The organism is Roseobacter sp. CCS2 (assembly GCF_000169435.1).
Classification (GTDB): domain Bacteria; phylum Pseudomonadota; class Alphaproteobacteria; order Rhodobacterales; family Rhodobacteraceae; genus Yoonia.
Genome location: NZ_AAYB01000003.1, coordinates 249,673 through 271,190 on the forward strand (window position 1 = coordinate 249,673; position 21,518 = coordinate 271,190).

At 56.8% G+C, this 21,518-nt stretch carries 26 protein-coding genes; 20 read left to right on the top strand and 6 right to left on the bottom strand.

Annotation, left to right across the window (positions count from 1 at the left end; all coding sequences use genetic code 11):
• The first annotated feature begins 22 nt into the window (after window positions 1–22).
• The 5 genes from RCCS2_RS12455 (at window position 23) to RCCS2_RS12475 (ending at window position 4,973) form a co-directional block, all read left to right on the top strand.
• On the top strand, window positions 23–610 hold the full coding sequence (locus RCCS2_RS12455; RefSeq protein WP_008234752.1) for an HNH endonuclease: 588 nt from the start codon (window positions 23–25) through the stop codon (window positions 608–610).
• A gap of 83 nt (window positions 611–693) precedes the next feature.
• Entirely contained in the window at window positions 694–2,148 is a 1,455-nt protein-coding gene (zwf, locus tag RCCS2_RS12460) for a glucose-6-phosphate dehydrogenase (protein ID WP_008234754.1), read from the top strand.
• Window positions 2,149–2,189: 41 nt separating this feature from the next.
• Window positions 2,190–2,861, top strand: coding sequence for a 6-phosphogluconolactonase (pgl, locus tag RCCS2_RS12465; RefSeq protein WP_008234755.1), 672 nt, complete (start codon window positions 2,190–2,192; stop codon window positions 2,859–2,861).
• A gap of 3 nt (window positions 2,862–2,864) precedes the next feature.
• Window positions 2,865–4,466, top strand: coding sequence for a glucose-6-phosphate isomerase (gene pgi / locus RCCS2_RS12470; protein WP_008234756.1), 1,602 nt, complete (start codon window positions 2,865–2,867; stop codon window positions 4,464–4,466).
• Window positions 4,467–4,514: 48 nt separating this feature from the next.
• Window positions 4,515–4,973, top strand: a complete 459-nt coding sequence (locus RCCS2_RS12475; protein ID WP_008234757.1) for a prepilin peptidase — start codon at window positions 4,515–4,517, stop codon at window positions 4,971–4,973.
• A 146-nt stretch (window positions 4,974–5,119) separates the two neighbouring features.
• Here the strand turns inward: RCCS2_RS12475 and RCCS2_RS12480 are convergent, their stop codons facing one another.
• From RCCS2_RS12480 to RCCS2_RS12495, 4 genes are all read right to left on the bottom strand, one after another.
• On the bottom strand, window positions 5,120–6,172 hold the full coding sequence (locus RCCS2_RS12480; RefSeq protein ID WP_037294093.1) for a tyrosine-type recombinase/integrase: 1,053 nt from the start codon (window positions 6,170–6,172) through the stop codon (window positions 5,120–5,122).
• A complete protein-coding gene (locus RCCS2_RS18845) occupies window positions 6,061–6,336 on the bottom strand; it encodes a helix-turn-helix domain-containing protein (RefSeq protein ID WP_198007045.1) in 276 nt (91 codons plus the stop codon). The genes RCCS2_RS12480 and RCCS2_RS18845 overlap by 112 nt, the downstream gene beginning before the upstream one ends.
• A gap of 323 nt (window positions 6,337–6,659) precedes the next feature.
• Window positions 6,660–7,037: a hypothetical protein gene (locus RCCS2_RS12485; protein ID WP_008234759.1), complete on the bottom strand. Its 378-nt coding sequence runs from the start codon at window positions 7,035–7,037 to the stop codon at window positions 6,660–6,662.
• A gap of 657 nt (window positions 7,038–7,694) precedes the next feature.
• Window positions 7,695–8,024 carry a hypothetical protein gene (locus tag RCCS2_RS12495; protein WP_008234770.1) on the bottom strand — a complete coding sequence of 110 codons (330 nt, stop codon included), beginning with the start codon at window positions 8,022–8,024 and terminating at the stop codon, window positions 7,695–7,697.
• 342 nt (window positions 8,025–8,366) lie between these two features.
• Here RCCS2_RS12495 and RCCS2_RS12500 point away from each other — a divergent pair, with 342 nt between their 5' ends.
• The 9 genes from RCCS2_RS12500 to RCCS2_RS12545 all read left to right on the top strand — a co-directional run bounded on the left by RCCS2_RS12500 (window position 8,367) and on the right by RCCS2_RS12545 (window position 13,701).
• Window positions 8,367–8,753, top strand: coding sequence for a hypothetical protein (locus RCCS2_RS12500; protein WP_008234771.1), 387 nt, complete (start codon window positions 8,367–8,369; stop codon window positions 8,751–8,753).
• A 195-nt stretch (window positions 8,754–8,948) separates the two neighbouring features.
• Entirely contained in the window at window positions 8,949–9,650 is a 702-nt protein-coding gene (locus tag RCCS2_RS12510) for a hypothetical protein (RefSeq protein WP_008234772.1), read from the top strand.
• Window positions 9,647–10,111 (top strand): hypothetical protein, encoded by a 465-nt coding sequence (locus RCCS2_RS12515; RefSeq protein ID WP_008234773.1) that lies wholly within the window; start codon window positions 9,647–9,649, stop codon window positions 10,109–10,111. The genes RCCS2_RS12510 and RCCS2_RS12515 overlap by 4 nt, the downstream gene beginning before the upstream one ends.
• A 205-nt stretch (window positions 10,112–10,316) precedes the next feature.
• A complete protein-coding gene (locus RCCS2_RS12520; RefSeq protein ID WP_008234774.1) occupies window positions 10,317–10,724 on the top strand; it encodes a hypothetical protein in 408 nt (135 codons plus the stop codon).
• A gap of 58 nt (window positions 10,725–10,782) precedes the next feature.
• Window positions 10,783–11,268, top strand: coding sequence for a hypothetical protein (locus RCCS2_RS12525; RefSeq protein WP_156788536.1), 486 nt, complete (start codon window positions 10,783–10,785; stop codon window positions 11,266–11,268).
• A 53-nt stretch (window positions 11,269–11,321) separates the two neighbouring features.
• Complete coding sequence (locus RCCS2_RS12530) at window positions 11,322–11,540, top strand: hypothetical protein (protein WP_156788537.1); 219 nt, start codon at window positions 11,322–11,324, stop codon at window positions 11,538–11,540.
• Window positions 11,537–12,157 carry a hypothetical protein gene (locus RCCS2_RS12535; RefSeq protein ID WP_008234777.1) on the top strand — a complete coding sequence of 207 codons (621 nt, stop codon included), beginning with the start codon at window positions 11,537–11,539 and terminating at the stop codon, window positions 12,155–12,157. The genes RCCS2_RS12530 and RCCS2_RS12535 overlap by 4 nt, the downstream gene beginning before the upstream one ends.
• Before the next feature lie 198 nt (window positions 12,158–12,355).
• Window positions 12,356–12,931: a hypothetical protein gene (locus tag RCCS2_RS12540; RefSeq protein WP_008234779.1), complete on the top strand. Its 576-nt coding sequence runs from the start codon at window positions 12,356–12,358 to the stop codon at window positions 12,929–12,931.
• A complete protein-coding gene (locus RCCS2_RS12545; protein ID WP_008234781.1) occupies window positions 12,928–13,701 on the top strand; it encodes a hypothetical protein in 774 nt (257 codons plus the stop codon). Before RCCS2_RS12540 ends, RCCS2_RS12545 begins: the two co-directional genes overlap by 4 nt.
• A 249-nt stretch (window positions 13,702–13,950) precedes the next feature.
• Here the strand turns inward: RCCS2_RS12545 and RCCS2_RS18175 are convergent, their stop codons facing one another.
• A complete protein-coding gene (locus RCCS2_RS18175) occupies window positions 13,951–14,280 on the bottom strand; it encodes an excalibur calcium-binding domain-containing protein (protein WP_156788538.1) in 330 nt (109 codons plus the stop codon).
• Window positions 14,281–14,393: 113 nt separating this feature from the next.
• On the opposite strand from RCCS2_RS18175, the gene RCCS2_RS12550 reads away from it, so the two are divergent.
• From RCCS2_RS12550 to RCCS2_RS12560, 3 genes are all read left to right on the top strand, one after another.
• Window positions 14,394–14,792 (top strand): HNH endonuclease, encoded by a 399-nt coding sequence (locus tag RCCS2_RS12550; protein WP_008234786.1) that lies wholly within the window; start codon window positions 14,394–14,396, stop codon window positions 14,790–14,792.
• A gap of 101 nt (window positions 14,793–14,893) precedes the next feature.
• Window positions 14,894–15,334: a P27 family phage terminase small subunit gene (locus tag RCCS2_RS12555; RefSeq protein ID WP_008234788.1), complete on the top strand. Its 441-nt coding sequence runs from the start codon at window positions 14,894–14,896 to the stop codon at window positions 15,332–15,334.
• Window positions 15,321–16,988 carry a terminase large subunit gene (locus tag RCCS2_RS12560; protein ID WP_008234790.1) on the top strand — a complete coding sequence of 556 codons (1,668 nt, stop codon included), beginning with the start codon at window positions 15,321–15,323 and terminating at the stop codon, window positions 16,986–16,988. The genes RCCS2_RS12555 and RCCS2_RS12560 overlap by 14 nt, the downstream gene beginning before the upstream one ends.
• Before the next feature lie 128 nt (window positions 16,989–17,116).
• Here the strand turns inward: RCCS2_RS12560 and RCCS2_RS12565 are convergent, their stop codons facing one another.
• Window positions 17,117–17,638 carry a hypothetical protein gene (locus RCCS2_RS12565; RefSeq protein ID WP_008234793.1) on the bottom strand — a complete coding sequence of 174 codons (522 nt, stop codon included), beginning with the start codon at window positions 17,636–17,638 and terminating at the stop codon, window positions 17,117–17,119.
• Window positions 17,639–17,889: 251 nt separating this feature from the next.
• Here RCCS2_RS12565 and RCCS2_RS12570 point away from each other — a divergent pair, with 251 nt between their 5' ends.
• The 3 genes from RCCS2_RS12570 to RCCS2_RS12580 all read left to right on the top strand — a co-directional run bounded on the left by RCCS2_RS12570 (window position 17,890) and on the right by RCCS2_RS12580 (window position 21,481).
• Window positions 17,890–19,158 (top strand): phage portal protein, encoded by a 1,269-nt coding sequence (locus RCCS2_RS12570; RefSeq protein ID WP_008234794.1) that lies wholly within the window; start codon window positions 17,890–17,892, stop codon window positions 19,156–19,158.
• Window positions 19,155–20,060, top strand: coding sequence for a S49 family peptidase (locus RCCS2_RS12575; RefSeq protein ID WP_008234795.1), 906 nt, complete (start codon window positions 19,155–19,157; stop codon window positions 20,058–20,060). Before RCCS2_RS12570 ends, RCCS2_RS12575 begins: the two co-directional genes overlap by 4 nt.
• A gap of 110 nt (window positions 20,061–20,170) precedes the next feature.
• The gene (locus tag RCCS2_RS12580) at window positions 20,171–21,481 is read left to right on the top strand and encodes a phage major capsid protein (protein ID WP_037294183.1); all 1,311 of its coding nucleotides are present in this window, start codon (window positions 20,171–20,173) and stop codon (window positions 21,479–21,481) included.
• Window positions 21,482–21,518 lie beyond the last annotated feature (37 nt).

The window sequence follows — 21,518 nt, forward strand, 5'->3', positions numbered from 1 at the left end:
CAGCCTATTTGGGGTGTGACCTATGACGCAGACGGAATTCAGAACTGACTTTGTGCGAGAGCCGGGTGCGCTCAAGCATTATCCTGCGTTGGTGCTGAACGCGGACTATCGTCCGCTGTCTTATTACCCGCTGTCGCTATGGCCATGGCAAGAGGCGGTAAAGGCCGCTTGGTTGGACCGTGTCGATATCGTCAGCGAATATGATGAGGTCGTGCGCAGCCCCTCGACCGTGATCAAAATCCCATCCGTCGTGGTGTTGAAAGACTATGTAAGACCGCAAAAACAAGTGGCGTTCACCCGCTTCAATCTTTTCCTGCGGGATGAGTTCTGCTGCCAGTACTGTGGTGCACGCGGTGATTTGACGTTTGATCATGTCGTCCCGCGGGCCAGTGGCGGTATCACCAGCTGGGAAAATGTGGTGGCGGCCTGTTCGCCCTGTAACCTGCGCAAAGGGTCACGGTCGCTCAAACAAAGCGGGATGAGCCTGCAAAAACCACCACGTCGCCCGGTACCGGGACAGCTGCACAACGTGGGGCGCAAGTTTCCACCCAATCACCTGCATGACAGCTGGGTTGATTTCCTCTATTGGGATGCCGAACTCGAGGCGTAGGCCAAGTGGCGCTAGACTTGTGGTCGTGACCGGGGTAGGAAAGCGGCGTTAGCGCTAACGCACCATCCATAGGGGAGTTTACTATGGTCTCTCGCGTCATTCCGGTTGATGAATTTGACCTTGTTATTTTCGGCGGCACCGGCGATCTGGCTCGGCGTAAGATTTTGCCCGGTCTATTCCGGCGGTTCCTTTCAGGACAAATGCCTGCCGGTTCACGTATCATCGGTGCAGCAAGGTCCGAGCTGGATAATGCGGCATATCGCGACATGATTGCAGATGCGGTTGCTGAATTTGGTGGCGAAGAAGCGCAAGATAAGAAAGGCTTGCAAGCCTTTCTTCAACAACTTGAATATGTCGCCATTGATGCGCGCGGTGAGGGTGGTTGGGCCGATCTGGCCAAGATGGTTCGCCAAGACGTTGTACAGGCTTTCTATTTCTCGGTCGCTCCGTCGCTGTTTGGCGATCTGGCCGAACGGCTGCATACCAACAAGATTGCCAATAAGAAAAGCCGCATCGTTGTTGAAAAACCCTTCGGTCGTGATTTGGAAAGTGCCAGAGCGCTGAATGAAACGCTGGCTGCGCATTTCCACGAACGCCAGATTTACCGTATTGACCATTATCTGGGTAAAGAGACGGTCCAAAACCTGATGGCCGTCCGCTTTGGCAATGTCCTGTTTGAACCGCTTTGGAACAATCACTACGTTGATCATATCCAGATTACCGTGGCCGAAACCGTCGGTGTTGGCGGGCGTGGCGCCTATTACGATAAATCCGGTGCGATGCGCGACATGGTGCAAAACCATCTGATGCAGCTGTTGTGCCTGATCGCGATGGAGCCGCCCAGCCAGTTTGAATCTGATGCCGTCCGTGATGAAAAGCTTAAAGTGATCAGGGCGTTACAGCCCATTGATCATCATCACATCGTCCGCGGTCAATACGATGCAGGTCCAGATGGTCCCAGCTATCGTGAGGATGCCGAAAACCCACGCAGCTTTACCGAAAGCTTTATCGCGATGCGCTGCCATATCGCCAACTGGCGGTGGGCCGGGGTGCCGTTTTATTTGCGCACAGGCAAGCGTATGAAGGCCCGGTCGTCCGAGATTGCGGTTGTCTTCAAAGACCTTGGGCACACGATTTTCGAGGGCGATGAAGCGCGGCATCGCAATATTCTGTCCATTCGGCTTCAACCCAACGAAGGCATGGATTTGCAGGTCACGATCAAAGAGCCCGGACCGGGTGGCATGCGGTTGATTGATGTACCACTGGATATGACATTCGCCGATGCTTTGGGTGATGATGCCGAAGATGTCACAGATGCTTACGAGCGTCTGATCATGGATGTGATCCGCGGCAACCAGACGCTGTTTATGCGCGGTGACGAGGTTGAGGCCGCCTGGGCCTGGACCGACCCGCTGATCGAAGGCTGGGAAGCGCGCAATGACGTGCCCAAACATTATGATGCTGGATCAGCCGGGCCGGAAGATGCGATGATGTTGCTGCACCGCGATGGCCGCAAATGGCGCGAGATCAAGGGCTAACGCCGCCCCACGCCTTGACCCTATGAAAAAGGACTGCGCGAATGAAACTTGTTGAGTATCCGGACTCTGAAATGATGATGATGGATCTGGCGGATACGCTCGCCAGTGAACTGAAGAACTGTTTGTTGGTGCATGACCATGCGTCCCTTGCCGTTCCCGGCGGGACCACACCTGGCCCGATCTTTGACAGCCTGTGTGCCGCCGATCTTGATTGGTCGCGCGTTCATGTCATGCTGACCGATGAACGCTGGGTGCCGGACACGTCTGATCGGTCGAATACGCGTCTGCTGCGCGAACGATTGCTAACCAGCCGGGCTGCGGCGGCCACTTACGTGCCGCTTTATGCCGATGCTGAAACCCCCGAAGAAAAGCTGGCAGAGCTGGCACAGGGTTTGACACCGGAACTGCCGATTTCAGTCATGCTTTTGGGGATGGGCACCGATATGCACACCGCCTCGATTTTTCCGGGTGCGGATCAACTGGATCACGCGCTGCATGGTGATGATCTGTTGGTCGCGATGCGTGCACCCGGCGCGCCAGAACCGCGGATCACCCTGTCTGCGCAGGTCTTAAAGTCCGCGATGAGCCGCCACATGGTGATTGTCGGCGGCGAAAAGCGCGACGCACTGGAGCGCGCACGCCATTTGCCGCCTGAAGAGGCACCTGTTGCCGCTATTCTAAGTGGCACGACCGTGCATTGGGCGGAGCGCTAGAGAATGTGGGACAAACTACGCGCGCATCATGCGCAGGTCGCTGATCGCCGCTTTGAAACGCTTGTTGATGCGGATCGTGCGGCTGAGTTTACGGCCCAGACGGGTGATATGCGCTTGGACTATGCCAAGACGAATATTGACGTCGATGGCCGCGCGCTGCTGATCAATCTGCTGGAGCAGGCGGGTGTCGCTGAAAAACGCGAAGCGATGTTTGCCGGTGCGCCGATCAATGAAACGGAAGGACGCGCCGTGCTGCATACCGCGCTGCGCAATCTGGATGGTGATCCGGTGATGGTGGACGGGCATGATGTCATGCCCGGTGTGCTGGACACATTGGCGCGGATGGAACATTTTGCGGGTGATGTGCGCGCAGGTCGCTTTACAGGGCAGGGTGGGCAGATCACGGATGTGATCAGCATCGGGATTGGTGGGTCCGATCTGGGTCCTGCCATGGCGGTGCAGTCCCTTGCACCTTACCATGATGGGCCGCGGTGCCATTTCGTGAGCAATGTGGACCCGGCCGATATTGCGGGGGTCCTGCGCAGTTGTGATCCCACGACAACGCTGGTGATTGTGGCGTCAAAGACTTTTACCACGATTGAGACGATGACGAATGCGCGCACGGCGCAGGCGTGGATGAGCCAGTCTGTGACGGACACCGGCGCACAGTTTGCAGCCCTTTCCACTGCACAGGATAAGACTGCCGCGTTTGGCATTGATCCGTCCCGCGTTTTTGGTTTCGAAGACTGGGTCGGTGGCCGCTATTCCATGTGGGGCCCGATTGGCCTGTCTTTGATGATCGCGATTGGACCAGACGCTTTTCGCGCATTCCTGCGCGGTGCACAGGCGATGGACCGGCATTTTCAGGCGGCAGAGTGGCAGGATAATTTGCCTGCGGTGCTGGCCTTGGTTGGCATTTGGCACAATCAGATTTGCGGGTATGCCACCCGTGCAGTCTTGCCTTACGATAATCTTCTCAACCGCTTACCAGCCTATCTTCAACAGCTTGAGATGGAAAGTAATGGCAAAGGCGTCAGCATGGACGGTGCCGATCTGGAGGTGCACAGCGGTCCCGTTGTCTGGGGCGAGCCGGGCACAAATGGCCAGCACGCGTTCTATCAGTTGATTCATCAAGGCACGCGGGTGATCCCATGCGAATTTCTGGTCGCAGCGCGGGGGCACGAGGACGAATTGCATCATCAGCACCAGTTGCTGGTCGCCAACTGTCTGGCCCAGTCCGAGGCATTGATGCGGGGGCGCACATTGGATGAGGCGCGCACCAAGGTTGCTGATAAATTTGAGGGGGCAGAGCTGGAACGGCAGGCCCGCCACCGTGTTTTTCAAGGTAATCGCCCGTCCGTTACAATCGCCTATCCGCGACTGACACCAGAGGTGTTGGGCCAAATCATAGCGCTGTATGAGCATCGTGTGTTTGTCGAAGGTGTCGTTCTGGGCATCAATTCCTATGACCAATGGGGCGTTGAATTGGGCAAGGAGCTGGCGACCGCGTTGCAGCCCATTGTTGAGGGTCAGGAGAGTGCATCTGGCAAGGATGGCTCAACTGCCGCACTTGTTGATTTTCTGCAAACGCATGGGGTGTCTTGAACGCATGGCTTTGTCATAAGCAAAGCCAACGATGCAAAGGACGATACAATGAACCTCGAAATGATACCGTTGGCGATGGGTGCCGTTTTGGTTGTGGCTATGGTGCTGGAAATCAAAACCGGCCGCATTCCCAACTGGCTGACGCTGGTGCCATTTGCGCTTTTTGCGGTTTTGCTAGTGATGGTCGAGGACCGCACACCGCTTTACTGGCAAATGGGCCTTGCGGTCGGAACGTTCATTTTCGGGCTGGTTCTTTTTGCAATTGGCGGCTCGGGTGCTGGTGCCGTCAAGCTTTTGGCTGGCACGGCGCTGTTCGTCCCGTTTGAGAACGCCTTTTTTACGTTCCTGCTGTTTCTGGCGATTTTCTTTGGTAGCTCGATCATCATCGTCGCGTTGCGCAAGGTTTTTGGGTCTGAAGACAGTTCTTGGCACGTAATGGCAAATGCTGTTCTGCCGCTCAGCTTTTCTATTGGTATGGCTGGCCTGCTAGGGATGTTCGCGTTTTAGGTGCTGCTGGAGCGGGTAACGGGAATCGAACCCGTAACTGAAGCTTGGGAAGCTCAGGAGCTTTCTATGAAAACAAAAGCTTTGCAGCAAAGGTCTGGGGCTTTTTCTGGGGTTGTGAGCTGCAAAATGCTCACATTGTGACCTTATCATCCGATCTTTCCTTTTAGTTTTGGTCCTGCGCCGATCACGCTGTAGCCATCCAGCGCCGCCCGCATATCATCGACCAGCACATGGGCATAACGACTTGTGGTGGCGATATCTTTGTGACCGGCCAGCTGACTGACCAATTTCATGTTGCCCGTTGCCCGGAGCATTCGGGTGCAAAATGTATGCCGGCAATCGTGGAACCGAAAGTTGGAAATTTCAGCGGATTTAAGTGCAGCTCTCCATGCGACGCCAAAGGTGCCTCCATTCGGCTCGATAGCGACGCGCTCATTGTAGACTTTGTCGATGCGTGTGAACACATGGTTGCGGTATCTCATCAGATTAGAGCTGGGCAGGGCCGACAAAAGCGCCGCCAGTTCGCTGTTGATGGGGAACAGCATCATGTCATCGCCCTTCATGTGAAACGTAATCTCGCGGTTTTTCAGATCTACATCATTCCACATAAGACCTGAAATAGTTGCGATTCTCGCTCCAGTCATCAACGCAAAGCTGACAAAAGGGTGAAACTCTGTCGGCAAATGTTCAAATAGGCGCTCTTGCTCGTCCATTGACAGCTCACGTACACGTTCGCGCGGTTCTTTCGTTTCAGCTTTGCGCAAGTCCAGCTGGGGAACCTTTGCCTCATAAAAATCAGACATGTGCTTGAGCGCGCGTCCCAGCATCTGCAAACGTCTATTAACAGTGGCATTGGAGCAAGTCGATCTGTCACGGGCGACATACGCGATCACATCTGCATTGGTCAGGGTGTGCAGTTGCGCCCGCTCATTCATGTGCTTCAACAACGCCTTCGACATACTCTTGTTTGTAGCCTCTGAGGGCGTCCCTATCGCCTTGTCTCGATGATAGGTGCCAAGTGCCTCTGATAGGGTGTAAGCGCCGCCTCTGAAGGTTTCAGTCCTTGCCTGCGCCCGGATATCGGCCTCTACCGCCTTAGCTTCTTCGTAGTCTTCGGTGCCACAGCTTCCGCGAAATCGACTACCTTTGACGACGATGTCATATTGGTAGACGCGGGTCTTTTTTGTTCTGAATGGCATTCTGTCCGCTCCTCTATGAACGCCTGCACATCATCCGGGCGGTATTTGATGGCATTGCGTGTCACACGGACGCACCTTAACCCCAGAGCGCGGCAATTCTGAAGGGTCTTTGTGCAGACCCCCAAAATCTCGGCGGTCTCTTGTGGACTTAGGAGCGGTGTCACTTCATCGATCCCCTAATTGCCATCTGAGAGTGGTTCGAGCTCTTCTATGCTACGATGCATATCTACGGTCCACGGCATCATTTGAATATGGGCTGCGCTATCGTTGCCGCCAGACAACATTGCCACAATGTGAGTTGGCGCAAACCATTCAATCGCAGTCTTCGCATAAAATGCTAACTGTGAAACAGTCTGCGATGGATCTATAGGGATCATAGACAAAGTGACCCTACCGGAACATAGAGGTGAGTGGTCCAGTAGGGTCGGGGGCCCGTGAGTGGGTTTGAGCGGCTTTGATAACAGATCATCAGTCATGCCAAATCGCCTTAACGTCGCGGAAGACGATTGACGGCTGTGCGTTGCCAGCAGCGCAGCAGGGTCAGATCGCCCTCGGCATTGGTTGTGGTTCGGATACCTGCGAGTGTCAGCTGTCGGCTTTGATTTGCGCTGTCGTTCTCTGCACAGTGTCCCGCAAATGACACGTCGGCCACGCCATGCTCGATCAATTCTTTAAGCAAATGGCGCCCGACCATACCATTTATTGGGGCTTCTCTGCCAGACAAACGGGCATCGATGAGTGCGATGTAAGCCTCGACTTCTACAGCCCTGCGGCCATCAAGTGGCGGGTGTGGCGATTGTCTGTCCATCATGCAGACACTCGCTGCTGGGCTGCGGTCCAGCAGGCCACCTTGAACCAGTTGCATGCGAGTTGTTCCTCGGTGTCACCGGCAGCCGAAATACCAAATAGGGTCAGCTCGTGTTGATGTGTGTCGGGGTGCCGCTGATTTCCGCGCGGCTCGGGTCGCATCCAAACACCATGACCAATCATGTTTGCCAAACGGATGGCGAAAATCTGATCAGACAAATCTTGGTCGCGATGTCGGCACAGAAAAGCCTCAAACAGGGGCTGGAGTGTTAGCACGTCCAGGCCCTCACAGGGAGACTGAAGCCAGCGCTTCGACGGCGCGCTGTTTGTCGATAAGTCGCCGCAGGCTCAGCTGCGAAACTGGCTGGCCGCGTGCGGACTTAAGGATTGCCCAAGCCATCAATCGTCTACCTGGGCGTCGATGTGCCTCTGAAGGGTCAGTCACAAACAGGCGGGCATCGTGCACTGCCTGCGCTGTGCGGTTGGTGAGTACATGTGGTTGCATCGACATCTCCATCCAGTTGATGGAGACTTGAATAATCCTATAAAATCGGATTGTCTATATTTTTAATCCGAAATTATTGGATTGTGTTTGCCCATCCTGTGGTTGTGCGCCCATTAACCATAGAGATCCTGAGGGGAACAAATGGGTGGGAGCCAGAGACTGCCATGATGATTCGATTGTTGATATTATTGAGGAAGTTCGGGGTTAACCTTAACTGGATTGGTGATCCGAAGACTGCACGTTCTCGTTCAGAGCGGAAAATAATTGATCCTGAACGTCACCAGCCAGTTGAGCGAAATCACCGTGAATGATGAAATTAAAGTCCACCCGGTGCTGTTGGTACAAGTAACGCATAACTGGGATCGACGGTCGGCCCTTTTTTTCCTGCGTGTTATATGTGGTCGCGCCAATCGGAATGGCTGCTGCAAATTCTTTCTGTTGCATACCGGTAATGCGCCTCGCTGCCCTTAGGCGGAAGGCGATAGCTTCATCGCTCGTGTCACCGATGCGCGAAAGGTGTTGTTTTTCGTCAATGTTCATTTGATTTTTTCTTGAGCTTCCAAGTTATTGTTATCCGATGATCCAATTAAATTGAATACTGAGGTCAATCTGATATTTACAATCCGAAATTATCGGATTATTTAGTCGCCTCATGTATAGCGATGCTCGTTCATTCATAGATCGCCTTGGAGGCTACAGAGTCGTTGCTCAGCGCCTCAAGGTCTCGCCGACGACGGTGCACACACATCTGACGAATGGCCTGCTTCCTTCAAGGTGGTATGCGGCTATGATCGAGCTTGCAAATGAGCTCGGCGTAGAGCCGCCATCACGCATACTTTTCAGTTTCATCAAACTACCCCCGTTGTTGGATCGGTCTGCCGCATGACGCTCGCTGGTCCATCCACTGTTCCTTCTGTTGTGTTGGCCTCTTGTGAGAAGGCTAACGGCCTGCCAAAGGATTGTCGCGAAAAGGATTTCCCAAAACCAACGGCTGTTGTAAACGTAGCTGTTGTGGCGAAAGCCTGGGAGGGTGATCCGGTCCCACCGTCGGAATATCGGGCGTCATTTCCGCGGCTTTGGGCGCGCTTTCTGCGGTCGTCGTTTCGCAACTGGCAAGACGTTGCAGGGTTCTTTGAGGTGGACGACCGCACCGCGCGCAATCAGTGGCAGGGGCTGCACAAGCCGACCGGCGACAAGGTCGCCATGGCTGCTCTGGCACACCCGGAGGCCTTTCGGCTGCATTGCGGAAAAGGTTTGGTCGATGAATGAGATCCTTTTTTTTGCGCGGTTTGGAAAAGTTTTTCCGGTGCTGACTGGCATACCGATGAAAACATGCAGCCAGGGTTGGAGAACCCATCAAGCCAGAAAAGCAGGTGCGTGGTCGGCTGCAATGTGCCTCTTCGCCTCCCTGTCAACTCTCGGGGGCAGGGCTGACCTGTCCCCGTCTTTTTTGGGGATGGCGTGATGGCCGCATCAGCAAAACCCCTGTTTCGCGCGACAAAGCGCAAGCGCGCACCACAGCCCGAACTTGCGGCGTTTCCGGAGCAGGGTTCCCCCGCGCCAACGCGCGATGGTCTTGATTATGACCCGACGCCCCCCGACGCGACCGCTGCGTTTCTGGCCGTCCAGGCGGACCGGTTGCACGCAATTGGGGGACCGGTTTGGGAACCTGCTGTTGGCGGTGGCCACATGGCCGATGAATTATCCCGACATGGATTTGATGTGATCGGATCAGACGTGGTTGATCGGGGCTGGGACGGGACAGTGGTGCGCAGCCTGTACGATTTCGAGATCGCACCAGCCGATATCATCATCACCAATCCGCCTTATGGCGAAATCAATGCGCGCGATGGCCATGGCCGCTGGTTGCGCCACATCCGTGATCTGAATGTCCGCTATGTCGCAATGCTGCTCAATGCGGATTGGATGGCGGCGCGCATCAACGGCATGGACGCGTTGCACGACACTTATCCGGTCTCGATCGAATACATTTGCTGCTGGAAAATTGACTTTCGGGGGGGTGGATCGCCACCGCAGCGGAATGCCTGGTTGGTCTGGGATCGTGACTGGTCCGATGAAACCGTCAAGCGGCGTCTGTTTCGTAACCCGCCCGATAGCAGACAGAGCGCGTTGAATTTGGATTATTCTGCGGAGGCCGCCCCATGACAAAGAGCGCCACCAGAGACCGTCTGACCTGCACAGGCACCCTGCGGTCGGCAGCATGTACAGATCAAAATGGGGTCAGCCCTCATTTGGTGCCGGAACTCAATCTGGATGTGGAACCGTTTTTGACCTTTGCAGAGGCCGAGTTGCGGGCGGCACCGCCCTGGCAAAGTGGCGTTTGCTTCAATCCTGGATGTGGCCGCGCGTTCGCGCCAACACGCAAGTGGCAAAACTACTGCTGCCGGGCTTGCAAGCAACAGTCGCGCCGCGAGTTAGCGCAAGTGGGGCACAGGCTTGCGCTGGCGATGCTGGTCTGGCGGATCCACAAATACGCGGCTGCGGGCACGCCAGAAGCGGCACTTGTGCGTGCCGCCCGCCGGTATGTCACGCATGTCCAGTCGGCCTGGATGCAGGATCGTGCGCGGCGGGCGGCGGACGCGAAAGGGTCGGGCGATGACATTTGAGCCGATACGCAGCGGACGCGGTCAACCGGCCATACGCTGCACTTGTGACAAATGCGGACGGTGCGAAGTTGTCCCGGGATGTCACGGAAAGCATGGCAATGAGGGGCAGGGGCAGGCGGTGCGTAACGTCGGAAAACTGGGCTGGACATATATCGGAAAGCGCCTGCGGTGCCTGTCCTGCTCGGCAAAAAAGAGGGTGGATCAGATGAAAGACAACACAGTGCCGGTCGATGCGACGGCGCCATTGCGCGAACCGACACGTGCCCAGAAGCGCGAGATCATGGATTTGCTGGATGACGTCTATGACACGGACAACGAATGCTATCAGCGGGGCGATACCGACGAAACTATTGCCGAGCTCCTGAACGTGATGCCGGGATGGGTGGCAGCGTTGCGAGAGGATTTCTTCGGCCCATCCGGGGGCAATGAGGACATGACAGCATTCAAAGATGAACTGCGGGCCTTCATCACCTCTGCGCAAGCGGTGAAGCAACAATCTGAACAAAAGTTGGATGTGCTGGGCCGTGAGATCGAGAAGGCAAAAGGCTTTGTCGGTCGTCTTGAGAGCATTCAGCGCGCCGTTGGGCCCCGCATTTTGCAGAAGGTGAAATGATGTTCAGGACAAGGGAACCGGGCGATGGTTGATCTTGCAAGAGTCCAAGGTGGCGCTCATGGGTAAGCGCAAATACACGGATATTGTCATCAACGGCGTCACCTACGCTGACGTAGATGTGGCAGCAGCAGCGCTGTCTGTTCACCCGGTTTCCATCAGGCAGCATATTCGCAACGGAACCTTACATCGCGCATGCCGTGGTTTGTCGGGTAGTGATCCAATGCCGGTGCGTGTGCGGGGGAATTTATTCGACAGGCCCGCGCAGGCTGCAGCACACTACGACGTTTGTATTGATCATGTGTATCGCCATATTGCAGCGGGTGCGCCCGACCGGATCGGACTGGACAACGAACGGGGGCAATACCGCGCGAAAGCCGTCACCATTGGTCCTGTGAGTTTCCGATCTCGTGCCGAGGCCAGTCGCAAGCTGGGGCTTGGCAAGGATTATGTCAGTCGTGCAATGACCCGCAATTCAAAGCGCATGCTTGAGACAGTCATCGCTGCCGCCATGCGGTACGCCGAGACAGAGGGGACCGTATCGTAATGCCGTCCTGCTTAATACTGGAATTCTCGAGACCCACGCGGAGCGTCATGCGGATGTTCATCACAGATCCGGATATCGGCGTGCTGGATATCGTGGAGGCTGACCCGCGCCGCGATGGCGCATATGCCCCGTTTTTGGGTTCCGTCGATTGCTACGGACCCAAGCGGTCCATCAGGGTGACCACGACGTTTCCATTTGACATTGGACGGCTGCGGCAGCGCAAGGCGATCATCAGGGCCGTGATCGCCGCTGCATTGGAGGCCGCGGCATGAGTGGTACAGCCGCATCCCTGCTGCGACCGATCGAGGTGGGTGATTTGCCGGTTTACCCGATTGCGCGCGGCGAGCGCCTGGAGAGCCATTCGTTCTTCCTGTTTCACTTTGATCGTTGGCTGAACTCTGACCTCTATTTGCTGGGTGACTGGGATGTGAAGGGCGTGGCGACGGCGCTGTGGTGCCTCGCGCAGAACCAGGACCCGGTTGGCACTTTGCCGGATAGTCCGCGCCTGATTGCCGCTTTGCTGCGGATGTCCACGGATCAGTGGGAGGGCTACACGCGCCGCGAGCCGTCGCCGCTGCATGGTTGGTATCACTGCACCGTGGGCGACGAAGTGCGCTTGATGCACAAGGTAGTTACGGAAGTCGCCGTTGCCGCGCTCAGCCAGCGCCTCAAAGGGCAGGATCGGCGCGACGCCGACCGGGAACGCAATGCAATCAAGCGATTGCGCATGCGCGTGGAGGCGCTTGGCCATAGCCGATTGGCCGCCCAGGACATGTTCATTGTCCAGCTCTACCGCCTTTTGCAAGAGCGGTATCCGGGCGGCAACAGCACCGATAATCGCGTGATCGAATGCATGGAAGAAATGGGCGTCCGCGACCTCAAACATTAAAACATCCGTTTCTGTCCAATTCTGTCCGATGGACAGAATTGGACAGAAACGGACACTTTCGGACAAAGACTGTCGGCTGCTTAAAGGAAAAGAAAAGAAAAATATAATGAAAAGAAAAAGAGAAGAGACGGCGGCGCACAAACAGGCAGGCGACATGCGCAGTTGAAAACCCGGAGTGCTGAGAAAAGGGAAAGAACAATGGATAGAGCAGGGCAGACACAAGGCGAACAGCAGGTCATTCGGCTGTTGGTACAACCGCTACAGCGACTGGGGCTGGCCAAGCCCAGTACGCTGACGATCAAACAGTTTGATGAGATGGTGGCGGAGTTGTCGCAAAAACTGGCCTATATGTCCGCAATCAATCTTGAAGCACTCGCGGAAATATCTGCGGCCAATGCAGGCGGCAAAGATCGGGACCGCTTTCCCATTGCGCGCAATATCCTCAAATGGGCGGCGGACATCCAACCACCGCGCGATGATGCGTCACCGTTGATCCGCGCTGTCTTTGCCAAGCAACTTGGTCGTGATGCGATCGCACAAGGCTGGGCACCGGAGCTTCTGGCTGAATTGCGACAGTCCCGCCGGTGGCCGACCGATTATGTTGTCAAAGTAACCAGGGAGAAAGGTGATGATGCTGTGCGCCAGTTGCAACGCATGGAGGACAGGCTGGCACGCGGTGATGGCTTGCCGACTGAACAATTGGCGTGGCGGGAGCGCCGATTGGCGGTCATCGCCCGCTGTACCGAGATCGCAAACTTGGGAGTAAACGGATGAGTGCAAATGATCCGATGATCACCTATCGGGCAAAGTCTGCCGCGCGCGCAGCCGAGGAGGCAGAGCGGGTCGCCCGTGTGAGGGCCTCCGGCACTGTGCCTTCCGAATGCGGTGATGCAATTCCTGCCGCCCCTGCGCGTGGCGGGGTTGCCACCTTCACCCCAAAGACATCTATGCCTGATGGCGAAAAGGGCTGGAAGTTCGAGAACGCGGGATATCGCGGTCGGACGGGTCTGCGCTGTGCGGATGTGTTTGACCGGATGATGGCGAGAAGCACGCCGCAGCGGCCTTGTATCCTGACGCCCAGTCAGATCGCCATGGGCCGCACATATGCCGTGCTGACAGAAAGATATGCCGCTGCCGGGTGCAAGTCACCCTCATTGGAAAGCACTTCGGGCGGTGGCGACCCGTCCGCGTTCATTGATGCGGTGCTGGAACAGGGCCAAAGGCTGGCCCTGATCCATAATCGCATCGGAATGGGTGTTGCAAAGTCCATCCGCCGTCGCCGCCCGTCAGGGGAAACGCGCGTGCCCATCACAGACCGACAGTTGGTCGATGCCGTCTGCCTGCATGACCGCAGTGTCAGTCAGGTGCTGATCGCGGGTGGTTGGGCCAAGGGCAACGGTAACGCCAGCAGTGCAATGGTGGCTGATTTGATGCAGGCGCTGAGTGCCACACTGACGCGCATGATGGGGCCTGTGCGGTCCGGTCGCATCATGCATACGACCTTGGGCTCTGGCCCCGCTCCCCGTTGGCCTGACGGGCAATAGAAAATTAGCGCTTGACACTTAAGGGTGTTGAGGTCTACTAAATGTGCATCATCAGGAAGTGCGCCGCCCAACATATGGTCCGGCGCACTTTCTGTTTGTACTCCAGATATTCTGACCGGGCAGAGCCGTTGGGCGCTGTGATGCAGATCTGAGATGGTAGCAAGGCCTGCAGGTGGTCACGGCCCGTAGCGGACCGTGGTCGAGGATCACACGCCGCAGCGCAGATTCATCAACGCAGTCGTCAATACATCACTCACAGGCAATTCCGTCGCCGTCTCGGTCGAGGCCGTAGATATCCGATCCAATGACCCGGACTGGTCCTCTGACATAAGCCGGACCATTTCCACCACCACCAGCGCAATCAACATCGCTAGCATTGGGTACACACCCCGAATAGTGGCTGCTGCATCCCGATCCAGTGGAGTTTGTGCTGCGTTGTGGTGTCTGTGAGCGATGGCAATGATATGGCCGCGACCCAGCGTGACATCCTTGCGCGTTCAATCCGCCGGAATGAGTAAAGCCAAAAGTTGGCCAGAATGCTGTGATTGCGATTGAAATAGAACACAAGAGATTTCGCATCTAACTATCCTCATAATAATACAACTAACCTCACCACAACTTTGGGGCGATTTGTTGGAGAAATTTGGGCGGTTCAGAAAAACGAAAAGAACTTCCAAAAGTGAGGTCACACCATGCCACGCAAGGTCTGTGTTTCTGCCGGTTGCGATGATCTCGCGATCGCGGGAAAGTCGCATTGCCCGGATCACGCGCAGCAGAACAAGGATCGGTTGGCGGAGCGCCGAGCGACGGCCCAGCTCACAGAGCATGCCGCGAGCTGGCGCGTCCTGTATCAGTCGCGCGACTGGCGGAAGGCCGCGCGACGGTTCTTGTCCCGCAATCCGCTCTGTGCTGACTGTGCCGAACTGGGCGCTGTGGTGGCCGCAACGCAGGTCGATCACATCGTGCCGCACAAGGGCGATTTCAAACTGTTCTGGGACCGGAAGAACTGGCAGTCGCTTTGCCATCCCTGCCACAGCCGCAAAACCGCATTGGAGGTTTTTCACCAAAAGGGGGGGCTACCTGAGAACTAGGCCGGGGTGGCGTTGACCGGCGGGGGTACCTTTCTTTTCGCGGCCAGTTAATTGGAAAAAAAAGCCACATTGATGATGACAGATCAGGGAGGACTGAAACCATGAAGGGCCGCAAGCCAGATCTTGAAAATGTCATCCCGATGATGGGCGATGTGCAGCGCCGGGTGCCAGATGCGCCTGAGTTCATGAGCGAGGCCGCGCGTCGGGTCTGGGATGAGCTGGCTGCGGATCTGACGGCGAAGGTTCATCTTGAGCCGCAGTTTGAATATCAGTTTGCGGCGTATTGCGAGAGTGTGTCCAACTTCCTGGCGGCCACATCGGTGCTGGCCATCGAGGGTTATTACTTTGAAACCAAAACCCGCAACGGTGTGCAGCAAAAGAAGACGGCGATGTGGGGCGTGCAACAACAAGCGATGAATGCCATGCGCCGCGACAGCGCGCTGTTCGGCTTGTCGCCGGTTGACCAGTCGCGGCTGAAGGCGGGCGGCCAGGGCGATCTCTTTGATGATCTGATGAACCAGCTCAAAAATGGAACCGATTGATCACCCGGTTTCGGGCTACGCGCTTGGTGTTGTAGGGGGTGACATCATTGCCGGTGACCTGGTGCGGATGGCCTGCGAGCGTCACCTGCTGGATTTAGAAACGGCTGGTGAGCGCGGGCTGTACTTCGATTGCGAAGCGGCGACGATGGTCACGAACTTTGCCAAGATGCTGCAGCACACGGCGGGTCCGTTGGCTGGCAAACCGCTTGAGCTGATGCCGTGGCAGGTGTTCCGGCATGGATCCGTGTTCGGGTGGAAGTATGAAGACACCGGGTTACGCCGGTTCAATTCGACTTACCACCAAGTCGGCAAGAAGAACGGCAAGACAACGGACACATCGGTGCCGATGCTTTACACGCAGCTCTTTGACGGGGAGGCGTCGCCTGAAGGGTATTGTGCCGCGACCACTCGCAACCAGGCGGGTATTCTGTTCAAAGGCATCAAGCGGATCATCAAACGCTCGCCGCTGCTGGGTGAGTTTGCGAAAGTCTGGACTAGCTCGGTCACAGTACCAAAGTTCGACGGCGTGATTTCTTGTCTAAGTCGCGACGGCAACAGCTCGGATGGGATCAACCCATCGTTTCTGGCCCGCGATGAGATGCACCGTTGGACGGATCGCGAGCTGGCCGAGACGATTGTCGAAAGCATGATCGCGCGGTCGCAGCCGATTGATTGGGTGATCACAACGGCAGGCCATGATCGCGGATCGCTGTGTGGTGAACTGCGCGGCTATGCGGAAAGCGTGCTGCGTGGTGATGTCACGGACGACAAGCTGTTTGCCTATGTGGCCGAGCCGCCGATTGACTGTGATCCGACCGATCCAGTGGCTTGGGCAATGGGAAACCCGAATCTGGGAGTGAGTAAATCAAAAGCGGCCATGGGCGCGGCGGTTAAAAAGGCCCTCGCAATCTCGGGTCAGATGCCAAATTTTCGGCGCTTCCACCTCGATCTGTGGACCGAGGGGGCGGAGAGTTGGATCTCGCGCGACGTGTGGGACAACGGCTTGATGGCCGCCCCGTTCGATGAGCGCATGCTTTACGGGAAAAAGGCCTGGGTAGGTTTGGACCTGTCCAACAAGATCGACACGACGGCGATTGTGATTGCGGTGCCGCATGACGGGCTGATCTATTTGATCGTGTACACATTCCTGCCGGAAGGGCCGAAAGGGTTTATCGCGCGGGCGCAATCGGAGAAGCGCGAGTTTGTGGCATGGCGCGATGATGGCTGGCTTGAGGTGCATACCGGTGGCAGCATCGACGAAGCGGAAATTGCCAAACGTCTGGAATGGATCCGTGCTCACTTCGATCTGCAAGAGGTGGCATATGATCCTTGGGGCATGAAGTATCTGGCGGACGAGCTTGACAAGAAACGCTTTCCGATGGTCGAACATCGACAGGGTTTTGCGAGTATGTCCAATCCGATGAAACGGTTTGAGGAGAAAGTTGCCCAGGGGCGGCTTCGCCACAACGGCAACCCGGTTTTTGCCTGGCAGGTTGGCAATGTGCACCGAGATGAAGATGCGGCTGAGAACATCAAGCCAAACAAGAAAAAATCGAGCGGGCGCATTGATGTCTCAGTCGCGGCGATCATGGCCGTGGGCCGCGCCGAAGCCAATGAGACAAAACGCAAAGCAATGGAGGCGGCGGTCGTGTGATTGGCAGACGTGCTCTGTCGATTTGGATGATACGTGATGTCTGCTTCGAGCCCGCTTTGACCGATGCTGCAGTATGTACGAACGTCGGCTCTGTATTTTCCGGGCCTTATCCGGTTAAGTTGCCGCTTTCATTCGGGCGAGATGCCATACTTGCGAAGAATGCCATCTATCTCATCCTGCGAAATGTTTGACGACCGCTCTTTGTACTCCTGTGTACCAAGGCCAATCTGCGTCCAAATCTCCTCCGCGGCGACGTTCTTTCTTTCCGCGTGCCAAAGCGTCACGATGAGTCTAGGCAAAAGAACGTCGTCGCGTGAGAAAGGTACGTCTTCAGTGCCATCGGCGAGCGACAGCTTTTGAAAACTCTTCCTAGCTGGAATGTCAAAAAGACTGTCGTCTCCAAACGTTAGTTTGACCATCGGATGATCATACAAACCAATGAACCAAACTCGGTCCATGCTGTTGAATTCGATTTCTATGGTGTTTTCCAATGCATGGAGCTGACCGCTTGCGTTTTCATGCGTGTCTTTGATCCGCAAACCGTGCAAAGCCGCAGAAACCTCGGCCCTTGTTGCGTCAAGTAACAGCGAGCCAATCCCCTTGTGTGGCATCAGTTCAAAACTAATGAACCTGCGCTTAAGTGAGAACATTGTTAGCCTGTGTGCTTCAATAATTTATTTTGCATACTGTTGGCATCGCAAAGCAATGGCAAGCTTCACGCGATGCGGCCTTTCAATGCTTCTGAAGAGAAGTCGGCTTCGTCCGCGAAGCTGACCTAACAGCTGCAATCTGATTTCTGCGGCCCTGACGCTTTGCGCGTCACTCACGAATCAATCGTATTTGCATCGCCCCGATTTGGCTGCGCGATGCTTCTTCATGCCATCTAAGGAGGCTATCGCGAATGTTTGGATTCCGACGCGCTGCGAAACCTCCTGCAGTTACCACCCGGATTGAGCCACCTGTGACGGCGGCAGAGACTAGCGGTGTGACAGCCCCTGCGCCTTGGTTGACGGAAATCGGTTGGGGTGGATCGGGGGCGCAATCGCGGGTAAAGTCTTTGCCGCATGTCTCACCCGTCACCGCCGAGCGGCATGCGACGGTGTTTGCCTGCTGCAACAACATCGCCGGGGATTTGGCCAAGGTGCCGCTGCAGCTTTGGCAGCGCGCAGCCGATGGAACGGAAACCCGCGTCTTTGGCCATCGGGCGGAATACTTGATGAACACCGAGACGTCACCGGGCGTGCCGTCGGCCATTGCGCGCTATGCGATGGTCTATTGCTTCACCCTGCGCGGCGTCAGCTATGCCTATGCACCCCGTGATGGGGGCGGTGAGCTGACATTGATCGATACGATCCTGCCAACGGCCTGCAGCGTGACGCGCCTGGCGCGCGCGCGGTTCTACCATTTTCAGGATGGTGGCGAGGTCCAGCGATCTGCGCCGCAACGCTCAATGGTGCATATGCGCTATATGGCACTGGATGGCTGGACGCATCGGTCGCCGTTGCAGGTGGCAGCGGAGAGTGTCGGCCTGGCACTTGCGGGGCAAGAGGCGGCAGCGCGTAGCGCGTCAGGCGGTACAACCAAAGCTGCGATTATCTTGCGCGATGATTATACAGATGACGAGGTGCGGAAGCGGTCGGCAGAACGGATCAAAGCTAATCTCACGGATCCGATTAGTGGTGACTTTCCTGTCCTCAACGAAGGCGAAGACATCAAGAGCCTCGATCTATCGGCGGCTGATCAGGAGCTGTTGGCATCGCGGAAGTTTGATCGCGAGATGATTGCCGCAGTTTATCGGATGCCGCCAAGCAAATTGCAGATGCTGGAGAACGGCGTGAAAGCGAACGGGCAACAGCAGGCGCTGGATTATCGGTCCGACTGCCTCATGCATTGGGACAAGCCGGTGACCCAGCAATATGATCAGGGCTTGCTGACGCAGGCCGAGCGTGAAAGCGGCCTGTTTTTCAGGCATGACTTCTCGGTGCTGCTGGAGCCAACCACAAAAGAACTGTTCGACGCCATGAAGGTGGCGGTTGGTGGGCCGTGGGTCACGCCAAACGGGGCGCAACGGATCACCAAACAACCGATTACCGAGGGCGGCGACAAGCTTTATCCGCCGTCGAACATGACACGCGATGAGCAACCAACGGACGAGGGAGACGAGGAATGACCACCCAAACAATCGCCAGCCTGATGGGAGGGGCTGCCCTTGCGCTTTGTTCCGAGTTCGCGACCGGCCTAATGGCCATGGAAGTGACCGCTGAGCAGCTGACGGGTGAGGGAGCTATCACCATTGAGAGCGGTGAACGCTTCGCGATCCAGCGTGGCGTTGCGGTGGTACCAGTGCGTGGATTGCTGACGCCCAATTCTTACGGTTTGGAACGCTGGCTCGGATGGACCACCTATCACGGATTGGCCGACACGATGGGGCAACTCGCCGCCTCAGAAGAAGTGGCAGCCATCGTGCTTGAGATTGATACGCCGGGCGGCATGGTGTTGGCAATCGAGGCCGCAGGCGAAGCCATCGCCGCTACGGCTGCGGTCAAGCCAGTCCATGCCGTGGTCTGCCCGATGGCAACATCAGCAGGCTATTGGTTGGCCAGCCAGTGCACAGATATCAGCATGACGCCGGGCGCATGGATCGGCAGTATTGGTGTGCAGATGTCTACCTATAGCCCTGTGCAACCCGGCATGCATGGCGACCAGTGGTTCAACTTTCGCTCACAATACGCACGGGCCAAAAACCCCGATGCGGCAACGGAGCCGGGCACTGCCCTGATTGACCAGCGTCTGAACGCGCTAGAGGCTGACTTTCACGCGGCGATCGCGGCGGGCCGGGGCATTGCTCCGGCTGATTTGCCAGCGCGGCTGAGTGTGACGGATGATGTGGCTGACGGTGGCGCGGTGTTCGGTTTTCAAGAGGCCCGCGCACGTGGGCTGGCTGATGCACAAATGACGCGCGATGTATTCTTCGCTGATATCTTTGATAAATACGCACCAAAACCAAACAGGACCGCAAGCCGCGCCTACCATGCAAAGGCTGCCGCTGCTCGCGCCCGCGTGCGTACCTAAGAAAATTCCGACCCATGCAGCCCCGTCACGGGGCGCTGTTCCCCTGCCACGTGCCGAAGGGGGGCGTCATGCTGCGTTCCGGCGGCACTCAAACCAAGGAGAAAACCAAAATGGACCTAGATGATCTGCGCCGCCTGCGGGCGGAGGCGTTGGCGACTATGGAAACTGCCGCCACCGCAATTGAAGAATTGGAAACGGCGGAAACCGCCGCTGATGACGAGGCGATGGTCGCGGCGCTTGCGGCTTTTGAAGAAGCGGAAACAGCTTTTGCTGCATCTGACCGGCGTGTGCGTCGCGTTGAATCTGTCGAGCAGGCTGCTGCCGCGTCTGCAAGTGGCGGCGACAATTCATCTGCCGCACCGGGTACGGTCCCGGCCGCCGCAAGCAATCCTGCCGAAAACGGTCTTGAGATTGGCTTTATGATGCATGCGCTGACCAATGCGCGTGGCGATCGCGACCGTGCTTGTGCGGCGCTGGAAGAAAACGGCCACTCCGGGATTTCGGCGGCCTTGTCGGGTGCCACGGATGCCGCTGGCGGCGTCACCATTCCGCGGGCGCAGTCTGAACAGATCATCGAGCTGCTGCGCCCGATGGTTGCTGTGCGGGCGCTTGGCGCGCGTGTCATGCCGATGCCAGCCGGTCAGGTCCGTCATGCCCAGCTTACCGGGTCCGCAACGGCTAGCTATGGGCCTGAAAACGGCGCCGCGATTGAAAGCGAGCAGACCTTCGCCCCGATCGATCAGGCCTTCAAAACGCTCAAGGCCCTCGTGCCTGTCGGCAACGCGTTGCTGCGGCACTCGACGGCGGCTGTCGCCGCATTGATCCGTGATGACATGCTGCAGGTGATGCGCCTGCGCGAAGATTTAGGGTTCATGCGTGACGCCGGTGCGGCCAATACACCCTTTGGCTTGCGGTTCTGGACACCGGTTGCGAACTTGTTGACTGGTGTGGCCAATGACGCGGCGGCGGTCGAAACCGCTATTCGCTTTCTGGTGTCGCGGGTTGAGGATGCCAATGTCATGATGGTGTCCCCCGGATGGATCATGCGGGCCGGGACGAAGAACTTTTTGGCCAGCCTGCGTGAGCCAGTGCATGGGTCCTACCTCTTTCCGTCCATTCAGGAAGACGGTGAACTGATGGGCTATCCGATCAAGACCACATCGCAGATCCCCGCAAACCTTGGCGTCGGTGCCAATGAAACCGAAGTCTATTTTGCAGATTTCAACGAAGTGATGATCGGTGATGCGATGACCGTGACCATTGCCACGTCTTCCGAGGCGGCGTTCGTCGACCAGGGCGGCAACACAGTCAGCGCGTTTCAGAATGATCTGACTCTGATGCGGGCCATCAGCGAGCATGACCTGGCTCCGCGCCATGTCGAGGCGCTGTCGGGTCTCAACGGCGTCAACTGGACCCTCTAATCGCAAAATAAGCGCTGCGCCGGGTGGTCCGGCGCAG